The organism is Bacillus shivajii, from assembly GCF_020519665.1.
Lineage (GTDB): Bacteria > Bacillota > Bacilli > Bacillales > Salisediminibacteriaceae > Bacillus_CA > Bacillus_CA shivajii.
The window spans coordinates 4,198,744-4,219,064 of sequence record NZ_CP084703.1 but is presented as its reverse complement, the minus strand read 5'-3'; the positions used below and the strand labels follow the sequence as shown (position 1 = coordinate 4,219,064).

Sequence of the window (20,321 nt, the reverse complement as noted above, 5' to 3'; positions counted from 1 at the left end):
GTTGTTACAAGAACATGCCAAGCTTTTGGCTTTATTTAAACAAACAGGTGAGGTCGTTGGACGAAAGAAACTACAGAAGCTTATTTATATAGCGAAAAAATTAAATTTTCCATTTTTCGAAAAATATCAGTTTCATATTTATGGACCCTACTCCGAAGAACTAACATTGCGTATGGAAGAGATGTGTCATTTACAGTTTGTATCAGAAATAAAGGAAAAAAAGAGTGGCTATTACCAATATCGATATGGCCTTTCTGAAAAAGGGGACGAGTTCCTAGCAATGTCTCCTTACGAATTACCGAAGCAAAGGGAAGTATTAAATCAATTAAATGAGCAAAGCTCAAGATTTCTTGAGCTCGTCTCAACGGTCTTATACTTTGAAGATTTACCAAAAGATGAAGTAAAAGAAAAGGTCTATACTTTAAAAGCAAAGTCAAATTATCGTGATGAAGAAATTGAAGAAGCGTATCAATTTATTGAATCATTACGTGAAGTGAATTAAACCAGAATAGAACGAGGTTGTCCGTAAGTGCTTGCACCTTTTATGGACAACCTCTTTTTAGCACGTTAAGCGTACTATGTCAAATACTTTTTTTAGATTTTTGTTTATACCAAATAAACCCGTCTTAATAATTGGTGATAATTGGTAATAAGAAAGCGACTGACAAAGAACCCTATGAAAGTTAACCACTACTTCTCAAGTCTGAAGTCGTTATCCTCGTGTTCAATACTGTAGGGATGCATTCTGGCATAAGTACAATCTTTTGATTTCATTAACGTACAATTCGCATTTACAGGACGAGGTGGATATTGCTTAACTTCGAGGTCTGAATGCCTCTAGAATTTTGATCCGATCTCACCTCGACCTCAGAAGCAGTGGTAACTTTATTTGTTTTTTAATTATGCAGCTGATAAAGTTTTATGACTTGTGTTAGTTGTACTTATCAGACAGTTGTATGATAGTTTTTTATTGATTTCTTCTAAGATTTCATATGGTGTTACTTTCGAAATAAATGGCCTTTTATCACGAAGCATCGCAAAGGCAATTTTAATAAACTTGTTCCCTAAGGCAATAAAAACTTTACGAGCGTGTTTTCCTTTTTCTTTTAATCTCGCTACAAATGGTTGTAGATCTTTATTGTGCATAGATAGGCAACGACCAAGGTTATAAATGATATAACGAAGGTGAGGATTTCCTTGCTTCGAAATGCGCCCAAAATACCCTTTTCCACCACCTGATTGTTTCATGATAGGATTAGTTCCAGCTTTTTTAATGATTTGTCCAGGGTTCTCGTATTGAGAAATATCACCTATTTCGCTATAAAGTTCTGCAGCGGTGACCACGCCGATACCACGAGTAGACAGAAGGAGCTTGCCCTCCGTTTGAAGAAGGAGTGTTTCAATCTCTTGTCCAAATGAACGGATATTTTTGTTTACCCTTTCTAGATCTTCCAGCTTAGTTTTAAGTACAACTAGTTCTGGTCTAAGCTCTGCAAGCGAGCGAGAAAGGGCCTGGTTTGCCACATACAAGAGCTTTTCAATTGTACTCTTACGCAATTTCAAATTGTGTTCCTTAGAAAGCCTTAGAAGCCCTACTTCTCCTAGCTCAAGGATATAAGAAGGATGTGGAAAATGACTCATGAAGAAGAGGGAAGACTTCCCCCAAAAGTCGCTAAAAACTTTAACTTTTTTCCGTTTGTTTCCTTCTTGGACGGCATAGCCTTGAAATTCACGCCAAATGTGATCCATTAACACCCGGATCTCCATTTGAAGAGAAGAGCGCTTTCTGATTTCTTGTCTCCTCACTCTTGTGAAGGTAAGAAGTTGACGCTGGATACCTTCTGCCAAAGTAAATTCAGTGCCTTTATTATTCTTAATACAGTGGGCAAGGGCTACGAGGTCTATATCATCTGTCTTACACCAATTCAGTGCGCTAGCACGCTCCTCGAAGGTAGTATAAGCATTGAATATTTTAACACCAAATCCTTTATAGCCAAGCTCACGGACAATATCCTCATAGTAATGTCCAGTAGCTTCAACACCAAGGAAAATTCTTTGAGCGTCATTGTTCGTAATCGCATTATTAATCTTTGAACATAAGTAAGATATTCCATCTGTATTGACAGAAAAGAAAAATGGTTTCTCAATAACATCGCCAAAGTAGTTGCATATCAAGGCCTTTTGATGAAGTTTCGCTGCATCAATAGAGACGATGAGTACTTTTTCTAAGTCCACTCCTCTCAATTGATCTCGAAATAAACTTCCTTTTTTGCCTTGAATATGATAACTTTTACTAGTCCCCATATGACTTCAACCTCCATTTTTGTGAGTGGGTGATGAGATTGAGTTCCTTGTCAGGTACTTTAATCTTACTTGAAGTCGCTGGGGATTTTTTATGTTTTTTATTGGTAATTACATTATTTCATACACCAGAATCTATAAAATTTTAGCGAAGAATATGTTCGACGTAGTGAAAATTTTTAAGTGTGAAGTATAAGTGCAACTACGGCTTTCCCTTCGCCAAAAGGCTCGGCAATCGCCGAGTTTTCTTTATCGTAACTTTTACTTATTGGTCACTAATACGTTTTCCAGCAACGCCGTAATGGTTTGGTGACATCTCTTCGATGATGACAGCAATCTTTTCTTTTGGCGCATCCGTTGTTTCATTAACGGCCTCAGTCACTTTTTCTACGAGTGCTTTCTTTTGCTCATCAGTACGACCTTCAATCATCTTTACAGTTACAATCGGCATCTCAATCGCTCCTTTTGTTTATGTAAAACTTCCTTCTTTATCGTACCACATCTTAAGCAAACCAACTCAAAATTCCCCATGTCTGTTTATCAGGATAGACTTTTATAGGCAAGCTTTAACTGATGGACTTATACAGATAGCAATATTACATTTCCAATGTGTGTAACATGAAAACTTCTATGATAAACTAGAAAAAAACGTTTTATAAAAGAAAGTGAGGGACCGAAAATGGATTTATTTGATAAGAAAAAAGGCGAAAAAAGAGGCCAAGGCTTTAACATATTAAGCAATGACTCAACAGACGGCCACGGAGGTTATGGAGCAGGTGTTTTAAATTTAAATAACGTAACTCCTTTATTCATCGACGTGGAAGAGGGAGAAGCGTTTGTTGATATGGGCGCGCTCCATGCAAGAAGCTCCGTTGAAAAGGGAATTAAATTTTTAAATGAAAAAGACCAAGTGCCAAACGGAAAGCCTTACTGGCTCGTTTGGGTGACAACAGATGCGAAAAATGGCGGAGCAGCCTATGTTGGAGTAACAGCATGTGAATTGACAGTCGACCGTGAAATTCGCCGTGGTTATAAGAGTCTTCCTGAGCATGTCAATAACATGGATAAATCGTTAAAAGGACGAATTATCGTTTCACAAATGGATGACAAATCTAAGGGGATTCTTAAAGAATACTTAAAATCTTTTGATGAAGGAATGTGGGAACGTTCTGATGATCAATTGAAAGAAGACTTGGACGCTTAGCATCAATTTGTTTTTGCACAAAAACAAAATGTGAACAAATTGTGAACAGACGAAAGTAATCTTGTCAAAAATGAGGAAAATGAGTAAACTTAAAAATGACACATGAAATACTAAGACAAAAAGACAGACGAAGGGAAGTTTTCCTTCGTCTGTTTTTTTATACACTTATACGTTATTTTCAGGCGGCTTATTGATTGTTTTTTCACTAAAGTTTTCTTACTCAAACCATTTAATGAGTCGGTCCAAGAACTTCTCTTTTTTCTCATCTTCTTTTTTCTGTGGATCAAACTTTTTATCCTCTTTTATTTCACTAGAATCAATATGCTCTGAACAATGCTCGGTAGGTTCTGTCCCGGCATAAAAAGCGGTTTTTCGACTGACTGGACAAGCATCTGTAGCAAGTAGGCCATTTTCAGGGTTGATGTTTACTTCAACAACATTTTGTGGCTTTTGAAAAGATAGCTTTAATTCATCTTCGAGAGCTTCTTTCATAAAATGCCCCCAGACGTTTTTCGCTACGGCTTCATCACCTGGTTGTAACCATTGACCTTCATCGTAACCAACCCAAACGCCACTCAATAGTTGAGGGGTGAAGCCAATCATCCAACTGTCTGCGTCAGTTGATCCACTTTTTCCAGCGATTGGTCGATCAAACAAGTGTGCAAGGCTTCCGCCTGTGACAGATGCGTGTGAAGCATTTAAACTCGCCTCAAACATTCCTTCCATCATATTTGTCATAATAGCTGTATAAGCAGGGTTTAATTCCTTTTTCCGATTTACATTTGCCTCATACAATACCTCACCATCCCGATCAGTAATTTTCGTTACAAAATGAGGTTCGACTAAAAAACCGCCATTAGCAAATGGACTATAGCTGTTTGTCATTTCTAAAACTCCGACATTTTGAGATCCTAAAGCTAGTGTAGGAAGTGGTGTAAATTCTCGGTCAATTCCGAAACGTTCTGCCGTTTTAATAAGCGTGTCAAATCCAAGTAGAAAGTGTGTCTTCATTGCAAAAATGTTATCGGAAATTGCTAGTGCTTGAAGCATTGTAATATAATCATCGGCAAATTTATGGTTAAAGTTTCTTGGAGAATACTCTTCTCTTCCCTCATCGTAAATAAACGTCGTTTCTTCACTTTTTAGCATTGAATTTGGACGTAGACCGTTTTCTAATGCGGCATAATAAAGAATCGGTTTGATCGTTGAACCAGGGTGCCGACTTGCTTGAGTTACTCGATTAAATTGACTTTCTTCATAATCTCTTCCACCAACGAGAGCGAGTACTTCTCCATTACGAGGGTTAAGAGCAACAAAGCCAGTTTGGAGATCTTCTTTATTCGCGAGCTGTTTTTCTATTAACTTTTCAGCCGTTTTTTGCATGTCAACATTTAAGGTAGTATGAATTTCCAAACCGCCATTATCGATGACTTCTGGTTCTAATCCTAAATCATCCACAAGCCACTTCGTTACCATCTCTTGAAAGTATGGAGCCACTTTTTTTGCTTGAATCTCTTCGTTACTTGCAAAACTAAATGAATATTCGCTCCATGTTTGCCTCTCATTGTTTGTAATAAAAGATGCTTCTTCCATCGTCATTAATACTGTTTCCTGACGAGTTTTTGCATTTTCTTCATTAATAAAAGGAGAGTATATCCTCGGCCCTTTTGGAATTCCTGCTAACATTGCTGCTTCTGCGACATTTAATTCATCTGCATTTTTTTGAAAATAAAGGTTAGCAGCAGCTTCAATACCATATGCTCCATGTCCGTAATAAATGGTATTTAAATACCCTTCCAGAATTTCTTCTTTTGTATAATGAAGCTCAAGCCTTAAGGCATACATCGCTTCATGGAACTTCCGAGTCCACGTTTTATCATGATGCAAATATAAGTTTCGTGCATATTGCTGTGTAATCGTACTAGCTCCTTGCACTTTCATTCCTGACCTTAAGTTTGTAAGCACGGCTCCACCAATTCGGAAAAAGTCAAACCCATAATGATTATAAAAGCGTCGATCTTCAACTGCTAATGTCGCTTCGATAATTTCTTCTCCCATATCTTCAATCGGGATCCAGTGACGATTTTGTCCTCTATGTAATTCACCAATGACTTCACTATCACTTGAATACATGACGGTTGTTTCAGGTACAGATAAAGATGGAGGTTCCATCTGATACGCATAGGCAATTGTTGCAGCAACAGCCCCTAAACTTAATGTTAAGAAAAGCGTTGTTGTTTTTAAAATCGTACCAATTAATCGTTTTCGTCTATGATATGCTTTGCGCGTTAATACTTCCATTGGTGCCCACCTCACGATGTGGAAAAAATTTCATCTATTTGCTTAAACAGTTTTCCACATCTGGATGGGCAATATACTCCAAGAAGAGAAAACTATTCCTATTTTTAAGTGGATGCATTATACTTTTTTTTGGAACATAAAGGTATCAATTCAATGTGTTGCATGTTTATATAAGTGGAAAGATGATAATGAGGTGAAGAAAACATGGAGTTTTGGTTTACAGAAAAGCAGACGAAAGATTTTGGTATTACAGCAAAAATTAAACGCACGTATCATAGTGAAAAAACAGAATTCCAACAGCTTGATATGGTTGAGACAGCCGAATTTGGCAATATGCTCTTGTTAGATGGAATGGTTATGACAACAGAGAAAGATGAGTTTGTTTATCACGAAATGGTTGCGCATGTTCCGCTCTTTACTCATCCAGAGCCAAAGCATGTCCTTGTCGTTGGCGGTGGCGACGGCGGTGTTATTCGCGAAATTTTAAAACACCCTGAAGTGGAAAAAGCAACGCTCGTAGAAATTGATGGTAAAGTCATTGAGTACTCGAAAAAATATTTGCCGACAATCGCAGGAAAGTTAGATGACCCTCGAGTAGAAGTGAAAGTTGATGATGGGTTTATGCACATTGCAAAAAGTGAAAATGCGTATGACGTCATCATGGTTGATTCAACAGAGCCAGTTGGACCTGCAGTGAATTTGTTTACAAAGGGGTTTTACGAAGGGATCTCCAAAGCTTTGAAAGAAGATGGCGTATTTGTTGCACAGACAGACAACCCTTGGTTCCATCAGGACCTCATTAAAGACGCATTTCGTGATGTGAAAGAAACGTTTCCGATCACACGACTTTATACAGCCAACATTCCAACATACCCGAGTGGATTATGGACGTTTACGATCGGGTCCAAAAAATATGATCCACTTGAAGTTACTGAAGATCGTTTTCATGATCTTGATACGAAATACTATACAAAAGACATTCATAAAGCAGCATTTGCACTGCCTAAATTCGTAAAAGACTTAACGGAATAGAGGAGCAAATTCGATGTATTTTGACGAAGGATATTCAGGAAAAGTATTTATAATGGGAAACCGTACGTACGAAGAAAGTGATGTAGTCATCTTCGGTATGCCGATGGATTATACGGTTAGTTTCCGACCAGGTTCACGCTTTGGGCCAAACCGCATTCGGGAAGCTTCAATTGGATTAGAAGAATATAGCCCTTATATGGACCGTCATTTAGAGGAAGTGCGCTTTCACGATGCCGGTGATATGCTCCTTCCTTTTGGGAATGCAGCAAAGAGCATCCACATGATTGAAGAGTACATGGACAAGCTTTTAGCAGATGGAAAGTTCCCAATTGGATTAGGTGGAGAACATCTAGTTAGTTGGCCAATTATTCGTTCGATGTTAAAAAAATATGAAGACCTCGCTATTATTCATATCGATGCCCATGCCGATTTACGTGAAGAGTATGAAGGGGAGCCGTTGTCTCACTCCACACCGATCCGTAAAGCATGTGAGTTAATTGGCCCAGAGAATGTTTACTCCTTTGGGATCCGTTCTGGAATGCGGGAAGAGTTCGCATATGCAAAAGAATCAGGAATGTACATGGCAAAGTATGAAGTCGCAAAACCGTTAAAGGAAGTTTTGCCAAAGCTAAAGGGACGTCGAACCTATGTCACGGTTGATATCGATGTTCTAGATCCAGCTTTTGCGCCAGGGACAGGTACGGCAGAAGCAGGTGGCATTTCTTCTAAAGAGTTACTTGATGCCATTCAAGCAATTGCTACTTCAGATATTAATGTTGTCGGCTGTGATTTAGTAGAAGTTGCCCCGCCATATGATCACTCAGAGCAAACGGCGATTGCTGCAAGTAAATTTGTACGTGAAATGCTTTTAGGATGGACGAAATAATATTTTGTGAAGGCGGGTGGGTTCCGCCTTTACATTTTATTTTTGGTGTATATTTATTCACTTTCGGTTTGTTATTATTCGTGATTTCTTCCGTTTATTCATAAATTGAACCCTACAGGTTTGAAGCAGGTTCAGCTGAAGCAGGTTCAAAAAGGTACCCTTCAATTCTCAAGAAAAAAAGAGTGGAAGAGTCAATAAGCAAGGTCAGACAACTGCCATCCAAAAACACCTCTTCAAACCTTCTCCTTCAAGTTATTAAACGAACAAAAATAAATGTATAAGTATAAAAAAGGGGCAAACAAGCCTATAACAGGAAAAAATAACTCCCTTCATTCCTTCCGAATGCTTGAACTTAGTACGGTTTTTTCGATATAATACTTAAGTTATAAGAAGAATATTTTAAAACATTATTTATTTAGTTAATTGGTTAGAATGGAGGAAAAGCATGTCTTCAATCGGACGTCCAGTCACGATCACAATGAATACGACGATTCGTGACGGAAAGGAAAAAGAAACAAATGAATTTTGTGTTGACGGACAAATCATTGAAAAAGGTTCCTCTGTTTATTTGAAATTTATCGAACCAAAACAAGATGAAGATTATGAAGCAACGACACAAACCGTTAAAATACAAGACAATGAAATGAGAGTTATTAGAAAAGGTGCGTTCTCGATGAACCAGCGCTTTATCGCTGGAACGACGACCGAGGGGGTATACAATAGCCCACTAGGTGCAATGTCGATGTTGACGAAAACAGACGAAGTTAGCTTTCATTGGGATGAAAAAGAAGCAGAAGGTGCAATCAGACTCACATACACACTTGAGATTCAAGGCGAAAACACAGGGGAATATGATTTACGCGTAAATATAAAGGAGGCAGTTGAACGACAATGAGCCAAGTAGAACAACTAAAAGAACAATTAAAACAAGAAATTGTCGCAGCAGTAACAAAAGCAGGCCTAGCAACAGAAGATGAGATGCCTGATGTTGTCATTGAATCACCGAAAGATAAAGAGCATGGTGATTTTGCAACAAATATGGCAATGCAGCTTGCTCGAATTGCGAAAAAAGCACCAAAAATGATTGCAGAAGATATCGTTAACAATTTTGATCAAGAAGCTGCAAGTGTAAAACAACTTGATATTGCAGGGCCTGGATTCATTAACTTCTTTATGAAACAAGCTTACTTGTCTGATGTTGTCGCGAGTGTTCTTACACAAGGTGATGACTACGGCAAAGTAAATGTCGGAGAAGGAAAGAAAATTCAAGTGGAGTTTGTATCTGCAAATCCGACAGGAACGTTACACTTAGGTCATGCAAGAGGAGCCGCAGTGGGTGACTCTCTTTGTAACATTTTAGAAAAAGCAGGCTTTGAAGTTGCAAGAGAATATTATATTAATGATGCAGGGAATCAAATTGAAAACTTAGCTCTTTCTCTTGAAGCACGCTACTTCCAAGAGTTAGGAGAAGAAATGGAAATGCCAGAGGATGGCTACCATGGCAAAGATATCATTGGTTTCGCTAAAGAAATCGTTGAAACGTATGGTGAGCGTTTTCAAGATAATGATCGCCAAGAGCGCCTCGCATTTTTTAGAGAATATGGGTTGAAAAGAGAGCTAGATAAACTAAAAGAAGACTTAGAAAGCTTCCGTGTCTCTTTCGATAATTGGTATTCAGAAACGACGCTTTACACATCAGGTAAAGTCGAAGAAGGATTAGAGGAATTGAAAAAGCGCGGAGAAACATATGAAAAAGATGGAGCGCTTTGGTTTGAATCAACAAAATATGGCGATGACAAAGACCGTGTGTTAATTAAGGGAGATGGCTCTTACACATATTTAACGCCAGACATTTCTTATCATAAAGATAAGTTTGCTCGCGGCTTTGAAGAACTCATCAACATTTGGGGAGCTGACCACCACGGTTACATTCCTCGTATGAGAGCAGCAATTCAAGCGTTAGGGTTTGAAAAAGATCAGTTAGATGTGCAAATTATCCAAATGGTCAACTTATTTGAAAACGGTGAGCGTGTGAAAATGAGTAAGCGTACTGGTAAAGCTGTAACAATGCGTGACTTAATGGATGAAGTAGGTACAGACGGAACGAGATACTTCTTTGCCATGCGTGCAGCCGATACACACTTAGACTTTGATATGGGACTTGCAAAATCTCAATCAAATGAAAACCCTGTGTACTACGTCCAATACGCTCATGCAAGAATTTGCAGCATGTTACGCCAAGCAAAAGAATCTGGATTTGAAGGAAACGCAGATGCGAACTTTGAGCGACTGACTGCAGAAAAAGAAATAGAGCTAATGAAAAAAGTAGGTGAGTATCCTGTCGCTGTTGCTGACGCAGCAAAGAAGCGTGCCCCTCACCGCATTACAAACTATGTTCACGAACTTGCACAAGCATTACACAGTTTCTATAACGCGGAGAAAGTCATTAATGAAGACGACGTTGAACTAACAAAAGCGCGCCTAGCATTAATGGAAGCAGTGAAACGCACAATTTCTAACGCATTAACACTTGTCGGTGTTGAAGCTCCAGAAAAAATGTAATCATAGAATGAAAAATGGCCTCATTGAGCTTTATATAGCTCGATGAGGCTTTTTATATGAAAGAGAGAAGGCAGTGAACAAATCAAGAAAGTGGTGAACAAATCAAGAAAGAGGTGAACAAATTGAGAAAGAGGTGAACAAACTGAAAAAGTGACGAACAAATCAAGAAAGTGGTGAACAAATCAAGAAAGTGGTGAACAAATCAAGAAAGTGGTGAACAAATCAAGAAAGTGGTGAACAAACTAGTAAAAGCGATGAACAAATTTAGAACACACTTAAAAAAGTGTAGATGTACGTACCTCTTTCTGTTAGGATAGAATAGGATAAAAAGTTCCAAACTAAACAGAAATCAATGTATTTTTGAAAACGTAAACAAAAAGGATGATTGTTATGCAAGAAGTTTTATTAGCGTTATTAGCTGGATTAATTGTAGGGTTTGTTTTTGCTTTTATTAAGCTACCGATTCCAGCACCACCAGCATTGCCGGGAATAATGGGTATTTTCGGTATTTATTTCGGATACAAGCTATTCCAGTGGGTAAGTCAATTCATGGGATAACCTAAAAATAACAATCTTTTAGAAAGCGGCCCTCAGACAAAAGAAGTAAACGTTTGAGAATTGTTCTTTTATAGAAGTGGAATCGGCATGTTTTTCATGTTTTCGCACAAACTACTGACAGTATGAAAAGTCAAGGAAGTGTGCGAGGAGTGTTGAACGTATGCCAACGACAGAAGGAATTAATGAAGCTCATATTTATTATGAAGTAGAAGGTTCAGGAGAAAAAGCAATCGTTTTTATCCATCCACCAGGAATGGGGCATGTCACCTTTCGTAGGCAAAAGCAAGGCTTACAAAAAGACTTTAAGGTTATCGGAGTTGACCTTCGGGGAAATGGCCGGAGTGGATTAGACGATCGTCCGATCACGATGGAACTCATTGCTGATGACCTTATCCGTGTTATGGATCATGCTGGAATTGAGTGTGCCTTTTTTTGTGGTTATTCAAACGGAGGGTCGATTGTACAAGAAATAGCGATTCGGCATCCATCTCGAGTAAAGGGTATCATTATGATTGGTGCCTTTTCTGAGGTGAATAGCTTTTTGCTACGTAATGAATTCCGCTCTGGTATAGTTGCCACAAGGCTAAAGCAAATGCCACTTATCTCTTACGTTCTAGCAATCGCTCACGAAAAAGATAAAGAGAAGCTTGCAGAATTAAGAGATTACGTCAGAAGAACGTCTCCTGCAGTATTAGAGCAGTATTACCGTATGGGGCTAGCATACCAATCAACAGAACGATTGAAAGATATTCAATGTCCGGTACTTCTCATTTACGGTGAAAGAGATGACTATGTACATCATTACCGTCATTTATTTCGAATTCATTGTAAAACGGATGTATCAATGGTTTTAGTAGGAGAAACAGGTCATCAAGTACCGACCAAAAAAGGACATGCTTTAAACCACATAATGAAAGAATTTATTAGAAATATCAATTAAAAGAGCGGCTGACCAACAAGTGCGTGGCACTTCTGCGGTCAACCGCTTTTTAGCGTACTAATCACATTCGCACTATGGCGATTGAAAATGACTCAATTTTATTATTAAACTAAGCTTGGAAGCCCGTTGCGAGACTACAGCAACTAGCATCGAAACAGCCATGCGAAGTGATTTTCGAACCATGGCACATGACGGAACAACGAGCCAGGCGAGACCGCGCAGACTTGAATGAATCATCATAAATAGCTACGGGACGAGGAGGCTTGCGGATCGTCCGTGGCAAAGAAGACACCGCGATAGCAAGTGGAGCGCAGCTAGAGCGGATGTCGCACTTGTGCCTTGAGGTGAAAGCGAGTGTGACTGTAGCGAACGAATAACAATTACCTTCATAAATTATCATAATATGTTTTCTATTATTGAGATTGCTTATTTTCATGGTTGACTAAGCTTTTAAAAGCCTTAACCCGTTAAGAATCACGAGTAATGTACTTCCCTCATGCCCAATGACACCTAACGGTAACGTTAACTGCTGGGCAAAATTCGCAATGATTAACAGCAAAATGACAGAGACTGAGAAAACAAGATTTTGCTTAATAATTCGATTTAACCTTTTGGATAGTTGAAAAGAGAGTCGAATTTTATTCAGCTCGCTTTTCATGAGTACAAAGTCAGCGGTGTCAATGGCAATATCAGTCCCTGATCCCATCGCAATACCAATGTTTGCTTTTGCTAAAGCGGGAGCATCGTTAACTCCATCTCCAACCATAATAACAGAACCATACTTTTCCTTAAGTTTTACAACTTCTGTTACTTTTTTCTCTGGAAGACATTCTGAGATCCAATCATTAAGTCCAGCTTCTTTCGCGATAAATGCAGCTGTTTCCTCTTGGTCACCTGTAATCATCACTGTCTTAATCCCGAGCTTTTCAAATTCTTTTAATGTTTGCTTAACATCTTTACGAATTTCATCTTTAATCGCAAATGCTCCGACAAACTGATCATTTCGTGCAATGTAGACAATGGTCTTCCCTGAGTTCCTCCACTCTTCTTCGAGATTTGTGAAGTCGCGAGGGAATGCTCCTGATATCGTTCGGGCCATAAGCGTCGAGCTACCAATCGTCCACTTCACATCATCAATGCTACTTTCAACACCATAACCAGTTAAATCGTTAATGGTTGAAATAGAAGGCAATGATTTTGCCGACTGTTTGATCGAATGTTGATAGAGAGCTTTTGCTAGTGGATGGTTCGATTGTTGTTCGATCGCGGCGACTGATTCAAAAATATCTTCATCATTACCTTCGATGTAAACATCCGTGACCGTTGGATTGCCGGTTGTTATTGTCCCGGTTTTATCAAATGCAATGACGTTTGCTTTTGACAATTGTTCTAAATAAACGCCTCCTTTCATTAAAACACCGTTTCGAGCCCCAGTAGAAATCGCTGAAAGAAGCGCTGGCATAATCGAAGCAACGACAGCACAAGGGGAGGCAACAACGAGCAGGACCATTGCCCGATAAAATGTATCTTCAAAATGCCACCCTAAAAAAGTAAATGGAATGATAAGCATAAGAGTAACAACTACTAATACAGTAATGACATAAGGTCCTTCGATTTTTTCAATGAATTGTTGGGCGGGAGGGCGTTCAGCTTTTGCTTCTTGGACGAGCTTGATCATTTTTTGGAATAAGGAATCTGCATTGCGTTTTGTTACTTTTACAGTCATGGATCCTTTTCCGTTCATCGTCCCATTGTATACTTGGTCGCCTTCAACTTTACTAACTGGAATCGGTTCACCGGTCAAGGTTGATTCATCAACAGTTGTTTCACCTGATATCAACTCTCCGTCAGCAGGAACGCGTTCACCAGGCCGGATCAATATTCGATCGCCAATTTGCAGTTCATCAACTGACACCGTACGAATTCCATCTTGTTCATCTAATAAATTCGCTTCTTCTGGAGCTAATTTCATTAGAGCTGATAAATCACGTTCACTCTTTTGTAGCGTGTATGTTTCTAGTGCACCAGCTAATGAGAAGATAAAGATTAATATCGCACCTTCGCTCCAATAGCCAATGGATGCGGCTCCGATCGCAGCTAAAATCATTAAGATCTCTACATTCAATGAACGGTCTTCGATAAGATCTTCAATGCCTTCTTTTGCTTTGTAAAAGCCTCCAATCGCATAAGCAAGAATGTAAAATGATACGGCTGCCGTGTACATGTTTCCTTGGTCAAATAAAAATCCGATAAGTAAAAATAGCCCGCCAGCAAGTGAAAGAATCAATTGCCGATGCTTCCAAACATTAGAGTTGCCATCAAAAAATGTGGATTTCTTATGTGTACATGTATTCATGTTCCTACCCCTTTCTTCTAATTGAGAAATAGAATCATCTTCATTCCCCTTTGAAAGTACAAATTGCTGTCACCTAAATGGTGACAGCAATAAATCATGTTTTACATCCTTCAATTTTCAGCTTTATATCAATGTATTTCTTATTATCGGAAAGGCTTTGTTAAAGTCTGTCGCCCCTTGCAACACATATTCGTGTATGGACGAGGTATCTCGAAGCTCACTAAACTTTAACAGAGTTATTGAAAAAAAGGTGGTCAATATATCTTTATTCAGTAAGGCAAAAAAAATTGCCAATAATTTATAATCGTTTTAAATAAGTTGATTATTAGATAATAATGATTATTTATAATGATATATCCCGAACGAAAAAAAGTGAAACTTCCTGTTTGAGGGAAGTTTCACTTGCTTTACATAAGAGGAGATAACACTTTGGCTACTATTTGCTTTGAATGATCAAAAATAGACCGTTGTTTTATATGGTCAAATGTAATTTTTTCACTACTTTTATAAAAATCGTCGTCAATTTCTTCTTTTACTTGCCTGATCCAATCTAGGTCATGAATAATACAATTGACTTCATGATTTAAATGGAAGCTTCGTTTGTCAAAATTGGCTGTACCAATATCGACAATTTTATCATCAACGATAATCGCCTTTGAATGGTAAAACCCTTCATAAAATTGTCGAATTTCAATGCCAGTATTTAAAAGTGTCTTAATATAATTGAATGCGGCATCTTTCACGAGGGGATGATCAGGATATTTAGGTATTAATACTTGTACTCGAACCCCATTTTTTGAAAGTGAGATGAGCTTATTTAGCACTTGTTTTTCAGGAATGAAGTAAGGTGTGCCAATAAAAACAAACTCTTTTGCTTGGTCGATCATCGTTAAAATCTTTTCAATGACATGAGCCCCGTCAGTTGGAACAATTTGCATTGTAAGTGGTCCCTCTCTTAAGGGCGGAAAATATCGATCTTCTTGTCCAACCTTTTCTTTCCTCGCTCTTTCCCAATCAAGTAAAAACTGTTTTTGTAAATCAGCCACAGATTCGCCAGTCACACGTAAATGGTAATCGCGCCATCTGCCCATTTTAGGGTCACGGCCTAAATATTCATCACCAATATTAAATCCGCCGATATACGCTTTATCGCCATCGATAACGGTGATTTTTCGGTGATTCCGGAAATTCAAGCTAAAAAAAAGAAGAGGGAATTGAGGAGCATTTGCTTTCGTGAAATAAATTCCGGCTTTTCTTAACTCTTCTACCTTTTCTTTTGGTAAACTGTTTCCGATCCAATCAACTAACAGGCGCACTTCTACTCCTTCACGTGCTTTTTCCATTAAACGCATTAACATTTTATTACCTATTGAATCATTACGAAAAATATAAAATTGCATATGGATGTGATCTTTAGCATCATATACTTCTTTTAACATATCATCGAATAATTTATCGCCATGTGAAAAGAAATGAGCATCACTCTTTCTTTCAGGTGAAGGTTTATATGGAATGACCCTTGATTTGTGGATTTTCCGTCCGATCCATATATCGACTGTAACCCACACAAAAAATAAAAGGATCATAACGAGAATGGTGAGAAAGACTGTCACAGGATGACCTCTCCTAACATAACAAATAGACTCATTGTAAGTATAAGTTTGTGCAATAACCAATTGATTTACTAATCTTTATTCTTATTCCCCACTAAAATCCATTTCAACCAATTTTCAAAAGAAATGTATGAATGAATACTCATTCATTATTTTTTGTGCTATAATAAAAACTAAATATAAATTATTTTCAGAAAAGGGTGTATTTTTCTGCGAGAAAAACATGTATTCTATTGTTTGTAAGCACTAAAAATGCATCAATCGACAACGAGAGAGAAGGAGGAACGTAAAAGAGCGATTTACTATTGAATCTTTAGGCTCTGTTAATCTTCATTGTTGATTTTCAAAATTACGAGACGCCAGCGACGAGCATGGCTTCACGAATAGGCTTCGAGTTGTCTCGACGGATACAGCTTCAAAGCAGTGCTTGTAGAGGAAGAGACAGGAACTCCCCAATTAGCTGAAGCCTTGCCCGCGGCAAAGAAGACACCGTGAAAGCAAACGAAGTGACGCTTGAACGGATGTCGCACTTGTACCTAGAGGTGCAAGCGAGTGTATTTTTGAAAATCAATACTAACCTTTAACAAAGCCAATATTTAATGAAAGTCAACTATGAAAGGAGCTGTTTTTAATGGATTTAATCATGATTAACTGGATTGCCTTTCTTCTTGTAACAGGCTATGCGCTCTATTTATTTGCCACGCTTGTAAAAACGAGAATCGAATACATTAAATTAGGTCAAAAACCAGAGTTCATAAAAACAACAAAGGAACGCTGGGAAGACTTCAAGACGATGGTCTTTGGACAAAAAAAGTTATTGAAAGATAAAAAAAGCGGTATTATTCACGTATTGTTCTTTTACGGATTTATCCTCGTTCAATTTAGTGCAATTGATGTCATTTGGAAAGGGTTGTCACCAGGTGGACATTTACCTTTTGGCCCGCTCTATCCTTACTTTACGTTCTTCCAAGAAATTGTTGTCATAATGATTTTAGTTGCGGTCGTTTGGGCGTTTCACCGACGTTATGTTGAAAAGCTCGTTCGCCTAAAGAGGAATTTCAAATCCGGTTTAGTACTTATTTTCATCGGAGGACTGATGATCTCTAAACTTTTTGCAAAAGGGATGGAGATGATTTGGCTAGGAAAAGAAGTGACAATGGCGGAGCCAATTGCATCTAGTATTGCAACCGTTTTCAGTGGGGCTGGTGAAACTACTGCAGCAACTATGTTCTTCGTATTCTGGTGGATGCATTTAATGTTCTTACTGATTTTCTTAGTGTACATTCCACAATCAAAGCATGCTCACTTAATTGCAGGACCAGCAAACGTTTGGGTTGGACCAACACATAATAAAGGACAGTTAAATTCCATTGACTTTGAAGATGAAGAAGCAGAGAAGTTTGGGAAAAATGTCATTGAAGACTTTGACCAAAAACAACTTCTAGATCTATATGCATGTGTAGAGTGTGGCCGTTGTACAAATATGTGTCCAGCAACAGGAACAGGTAAAATGCTCTCACCAATGGATTTAATTGTAAAAATGCGTGACCACTTAACAGAAAAAGGGGCAGCCGTTACGTCAAGAAAGCCTTGGATGCCAACTTATGCATTTAACAATACAAAAGGAAATCAACTAGCTGCAGCTGGAGCAGGTATAGCAGGTGATGAAGCAGCAGCAACAGCTGAAGCATATGATGTAAGCCTAATTGGTGATGTGATTACCGAAGAAGAGATTTGGGCATGTACGACTTGCCGTAACTGTGAAGATCAATGCCCAGTTTTAAATGAACATGTCGACAAGATCATTGATATGAGACGTTATTTAGTATTAACAGAAGGAAAAATGGATACAGAAGCTCAACGTACAATTACGAATATTGAACGCCAAGGTAACCCATGGGGGATTAACCGTAAAGAGAGAGAAAAGTGGCGTGAAGGTCGAGAAGATATTGACGTACCTACAGTAAAAGAGATGAAGAAGAAAGGTGAAGAATTTGAATACTTATTCTTCGTAGGTTCAATGGGATCATACGATAACCGAAGCCAAAAAATCGCTCAATCTTTCGCAAAGATTATGAATGAAGCAGGCATTAAATTTGCCATCCTTGGAAACAAAGAGAAAAACTCTGGTGATACGCCTCGTCGTATCGGTAACGAATTCCTTTTCCAAGAGCTTGCAGCAGCGAACATTCAAGAGTTCGAAAAAAATGATGTGAAGAAGATCGTAACGGTGGATCCACATACGTACAATACGTTTAAAAATGAATATCCTGAATTCGGTTTAGAAGCAGAAGTCTATCATCATACCGAACTTCTATATGAATGGATCAAAGAGGGACGCATTAAACCAACGAAAGAAGTAAATGAGACGATCACGTATCATGACTCATGTTACCTTGGACGTTATAACGACGTGTACGACCCACCACGTGAGATTTTAAATGCAATTCCAGGGGTTAAGGTTATTGAAATGGAACGTAACCGTGAAAACGGAATGTGCTGTGGTGCAGGCGGAGGCATGATGTGGATGGAAGAAGATACAGGGACACGTGTCAACGAAGCACGAACAGAACAAGCATTAGATGTATCTCCATCAATTATCGGTTCTGGTTGTCCATATTGCTTAACGATGTTAAGTGATGGAACAAAGGCGAAAGAAGTAGAAGAAGACGTGAAAACGATGGATATTGTAGAAATTTTAGAAAAATCTTTGGAAACAAAAGAGGAATTTGTGACAACATGACGAAGTAGACTAGAAGGAAAATTCTAAATTTTCGGGTGATCCTAAATATTTTGCGATCACCCGAATATGTATGTTTAAAACGCGTCTTTTGTTTTGGAAGCGTTAACATTTATTGGCGTTATCCTGAGCGAGCGTTCAATCGAGCTTGAATGTGATTGATATGACCTGTTTGGAGTTATGTCTTTTTGCTTTGTTGTGAACAAAGTAAATCAGTAAAACAAAGTAACTATCAATATAAAGGAGGAAGTTTCATGAGTAAAACAGTGATTGTTAGTGGAGCGAGAACGCCAATCGGACGTTTAGGAGGCAAACTATCAGGATTTACAGCATCGCAACTCGGCGGAAAAGCAATGAAGGAAGCGTTAAATCGTGCAAAAGTAGAAGGTAAAGAGGTTGACCATGTCATTATGGGGACAGTGTTACAAGGGGGACAAGGGCAACTCCCATCACGCCAAGCAATGCACGAAGCAGGAATCCCTTGGGAAACAGAAACAGAAACGATTAACAAGGTTTGTGCTTCAGGAATGCGCAGTGTGACATTAGGAGACATTTTAATTCGTGCTGGTGAACAGGAAACGGTTGTTGCAGGTGGAATGGAATCGATGAGCCAAGCACCGTTTTTTGTTAAAGGAGCGCGATTTGGTTTTAAAATGGGTGAGCAAAAGTTTCACGATATGATGATTCATGATGGCTTAACTTGTACTTTTACAGGCGTTCATATGGGGAACTACGGAAATAATGTTGCAAAAGAACACGAGCTTACTCGTGAAGCACAAGATGAGTGGTCTTTTAATAGTCATCAAAAAGCTGTGACAGCAATAAATGAAGGGAAGCTAGCTGAAGAAATCGTTTCGGTAGAAGTTCCACAGCGTAAAGGCGATCCAATCGTTGTTAAAGACGATGAGTCTCCGCGCGCAGAGACGACGGTCGAAAGACTAGCGAAATTAAAACCTGTTTTTGGTGCAGATGGCACGATTACAGCAGGTAATGCACCTGGAGTAAATGATGGTGCTGCAGCCGTTGTATTAATGAATGAAGAGAAAGCGAAACAACGTGGTGTTGAACCTCTAGCAACGATCATGGGTCATACACAACTTGCTGTTGAACCAGAGAACTTTCCTAAAACGCCAGGCTTAGTGATTAATAAGCTTCTTGATAAAACAGGTGTAAAGCTTGAAGATGTCGATTTATTTGAAGTAAATGAGGCTTTTGCAGCAGTATCTCTGGCAAGTGGTCAAATTGCAAATTTAGATCCTGAGAAAATCAATGTAAACGGCGGGGCTGTTGCTTTAGGTCACCCAATCGGAGCTAGTGGAACGAGAATTATTTTAACACTGGCTTATGAATTAAAACGTCGCGGAGGCGGAATTGGTATTGCAGCGATCTGTAGTGGCGGAGGCCAAGGCGATGCAGTCATGATTCAAGTTTAATGACATTTATTAGAGTTTAATGGCAAAGTGCATTTAATGGTGCACAAGCAGAGTGATAAATGAAGGCATTATTTTATGGTGGTTTCATGTTAAATGTTTTTGCACTATGAAGAACAAAAAGTTGTTTTATGTAATTTTTAAAGGTGTCTATGGAAGCACGTTGCGAGACTCCAGTGGGACCAGCGCGAGCCGAAAATCACCCAAAACGATCGTGGTGAGTTTTGGGAAGTTGAGGCCGTGCCCACGGAAAGCGAAGCAACAAATACAGCTTCGTCGAACCACTGAGAACTGCGCCGACGCATCCAGCTACGTAGCAAAAGCTAGTAGAGGAAGAAGCAACATGTGCTTCCCCACATGATTACGAATTGATAGACATTTAGATTTTGTCGTTCGAT

Annotated in this window: 15 protein-coding genes; 10 read left to right on the top strand and 5 right to left on the bottom strand. The window is 38.8% G+C overall.

The window, feature by feature from the left end:
- The first annotated feature begins 1 nt into the window (after position 1).
- Positions 2–502: a YwgA family protein gene (locus tag LGQ02_RS20215; protein ID WP_226516075.1), complete on the top strand. Its 501-nt coding sequence runs from the start codon at positions 2–4 to the stop codon at positions 500–502.
- A 398-nt stretch (positions 503–900) separates the two neighbouring features.
- Here LGQ02_RS20215 and LGQ02_RS20210 read toward each other — a convergent pair whose 3' ends face one another.
- Together LGQ02_RS20210 and LGQ02_RS20205 are read right to left on the bottom strand one after the other, a co-directional pair.
- On the bottom strand, positions 901–2,304 hold the full coding sequence (locus tag LGQ02_RS20210) for an IS110 family RNA-guided transposase (RefSeq protein ID WP_226515085.1): 1,404 nt from the start codon (positions 2,302–2,304) through the stop codon (positions 901–903).
- A 262-nt stretch (positions 2,305–2,566) separates the two neighbouring features.
- On the bottom strand, positions 2,567–2,752 hold the full coding sequence (locus LGQ02_RS20205; RefSeq protein WP_226516074.1) for a 2-hydroxymuconate tautomerase: 186 nt from the start codon (positions 2,750–2,752) through the stop codon (positions 2,567–2,569).
- A gap of 228 nt (positions 2,753–2,980) precedes the next feature.
- On the opposite strand from LGQ02_RS20205, the gene LGQ02_RS20200 reads away from it, so the two are divergent.
- On the top strand, positions 2,981–3,505 hold the full coding sequence (locus LGQ02_RS20200; RefSeq protein WP_226516073.1) for a YwhD family protein: 525 nt from the start codon (positions 2,981–2,983) through the stop codon (positions 3,503–3,505).
- 216 nt (positions 3,506–3,721) lie between these two features.
- Here the strand turns inward: LGQ02_RS20200 and LGQ02_RS20195 are convergent, their stop codons facing one another.
- The gene (locus tag LGQ02_RS20195) at positions 3,722–5,806 is read right to left on the bottom strand and encodes a transglycosylase domain-containing protein (protein ID WP_226516072.1); all 2,085 of its coding nucleotides are present in this window, start codon (positions 5,804–5,806) and stop codon (positions 3,722–3,724) included.
- Between the two features lie 204 nt (positions 5,807–6,010).
- On the opposite strand from LGQ02_RS20195, the gene speE reads away from it, so the two are divergent.
- The 6 genes from speE (at position 6,011) to LGQ02_RS20165 (ending at position 11,784) form a co-directional block, all read left to right on the top strand.
- A complete protein-coding gene (speE, locus tag LGQ02_RS20190; protein ID WP_226516071.1) occupies positions 6,011–6,838 on the top strand; it encodes a spermidine synthase in 828 nt (275 codons plus the stop codon).
- Between the two features lie 13 nt (positions 6,839–6,851).
- Entirely contained in the window at positions 6,852–7,724 is an 873-nt protein-coding gene (gene speB / locus LGQ02_RS20185) for an agmatinase (protein ID WP_226516070.1), read from the top strand.
- Positions 7,725–8,169: 445 nt separating this feature from the next.
- Complete coding sequence (locus LGQ02_RS20180; protein WP_226516069.1) at positions 8,170–8,619, top strand: YwiB family protein; 450 nt, start codon at positions 8,170–8,172, stop codon at positions 8,617–8,619.
- Positions 8,616–10,286 carry an arginine--tRNA ligase gene (gene argS / locus LGQ02_RS20175; protein WP_226516068.1) on the top strand — a complete coding sequence of 557 codons (1,671 nt, stop codon included), beginning with the start codon at positions 8,616–8,618 and terminating at the stop codon, positions 10,284–10,286. The genes LGQ02_RS20180 and argS overlap by 4 nt, the downstream gene beginning before the upstream one ends.
- 390 nt (positions 10,287–10,676) lie before the next feature.
- On the top strand, positions 10,677–10,844 hold the full coding sequence (locus tag LGQ02_RS20170; RefSeq protein ID WP_226516067.1) for a XapX domain-containing protein: 168 nt from the start codon (positions 10,677–10,679) through the stop codon (positions 10,842–10,844).
- A gap of 160 nt (positions 10,845–11,004) precedes the next feature.
- Complete coding sequence (locus LGQ02_RS20165) at positions 11,005–11,784, top strand: alpha/beta fold hydrolase (protein ID WP_226516066.1); 780 nt, start codon at positions 11,005–11,007, stop codon at positions 11,782–11,784.
- Positions 11,785–12,226: 442 nt separating this feature from the next.
- Here the strand turns inward: LGQ02_RS20165 and LGQ02_RS20160 are convergent, their stop codons facing one another.
- Both LGQ02_RS20160 and cls read right to left on the bottom strand, forming a co-directional pair.
- Positions 12,227–14,140, bottom strand: coding sequence for a heavy metal translocating P-type ATPase (locus LGQ02_RS20160; RefSeq protein ID WP_226516065.1), 1,914 nt, complete (start codon positions 14,138–14,140; stop codon positions 12,227–12,229).
- Between the two features lie 407 nt (positions 14,141–14,547).
- The gene (gene cls, locus LGQ02_RS20155; RefSeq protein ID WP_226516064.1) at positions 14,548–15,753 is read right to left on the bottom strand and encodes a cardiolipin synthase; all 1,206 of its coding nucleotides are present in this window, start codon (positions 15,751–15,753) and stop codon (positions 14,548–14,550) included.
- Positions 15,754–16,384: 631 nt separating this feature from the next.
- Here cls and LGQ02_RS20150 point away from each other — a divergent pair.
- Positions 16,385–18,496: a (Fe-S)-binding protein gene (locus LGQ02_RS20150; protein WP_226516063.1), complete on the top strand. Its 2,112-nt coding sequence runs from the start codon at positions 16,385–16,387 to the stop codon at positions 18,494–18,496.
- A 251-nt stretch (positions 18,497–18,747) separates the two neighbouring features.
- Positions 18,748–19,926 carry an acetyl-CoA C-acetyltransferase gene (locus LGQ02_RS20145; protein WP_226516062.1) on the top strand — a complete coding sequence of 393 codons (1,179 nt, stop codon included), beginning with the start codon at positions 18,748–18,750 and terminating at the stop codon, positions 19,924–19,926.
- Positions 19,927–20,321: the final 395 nt, after the last annotated feature.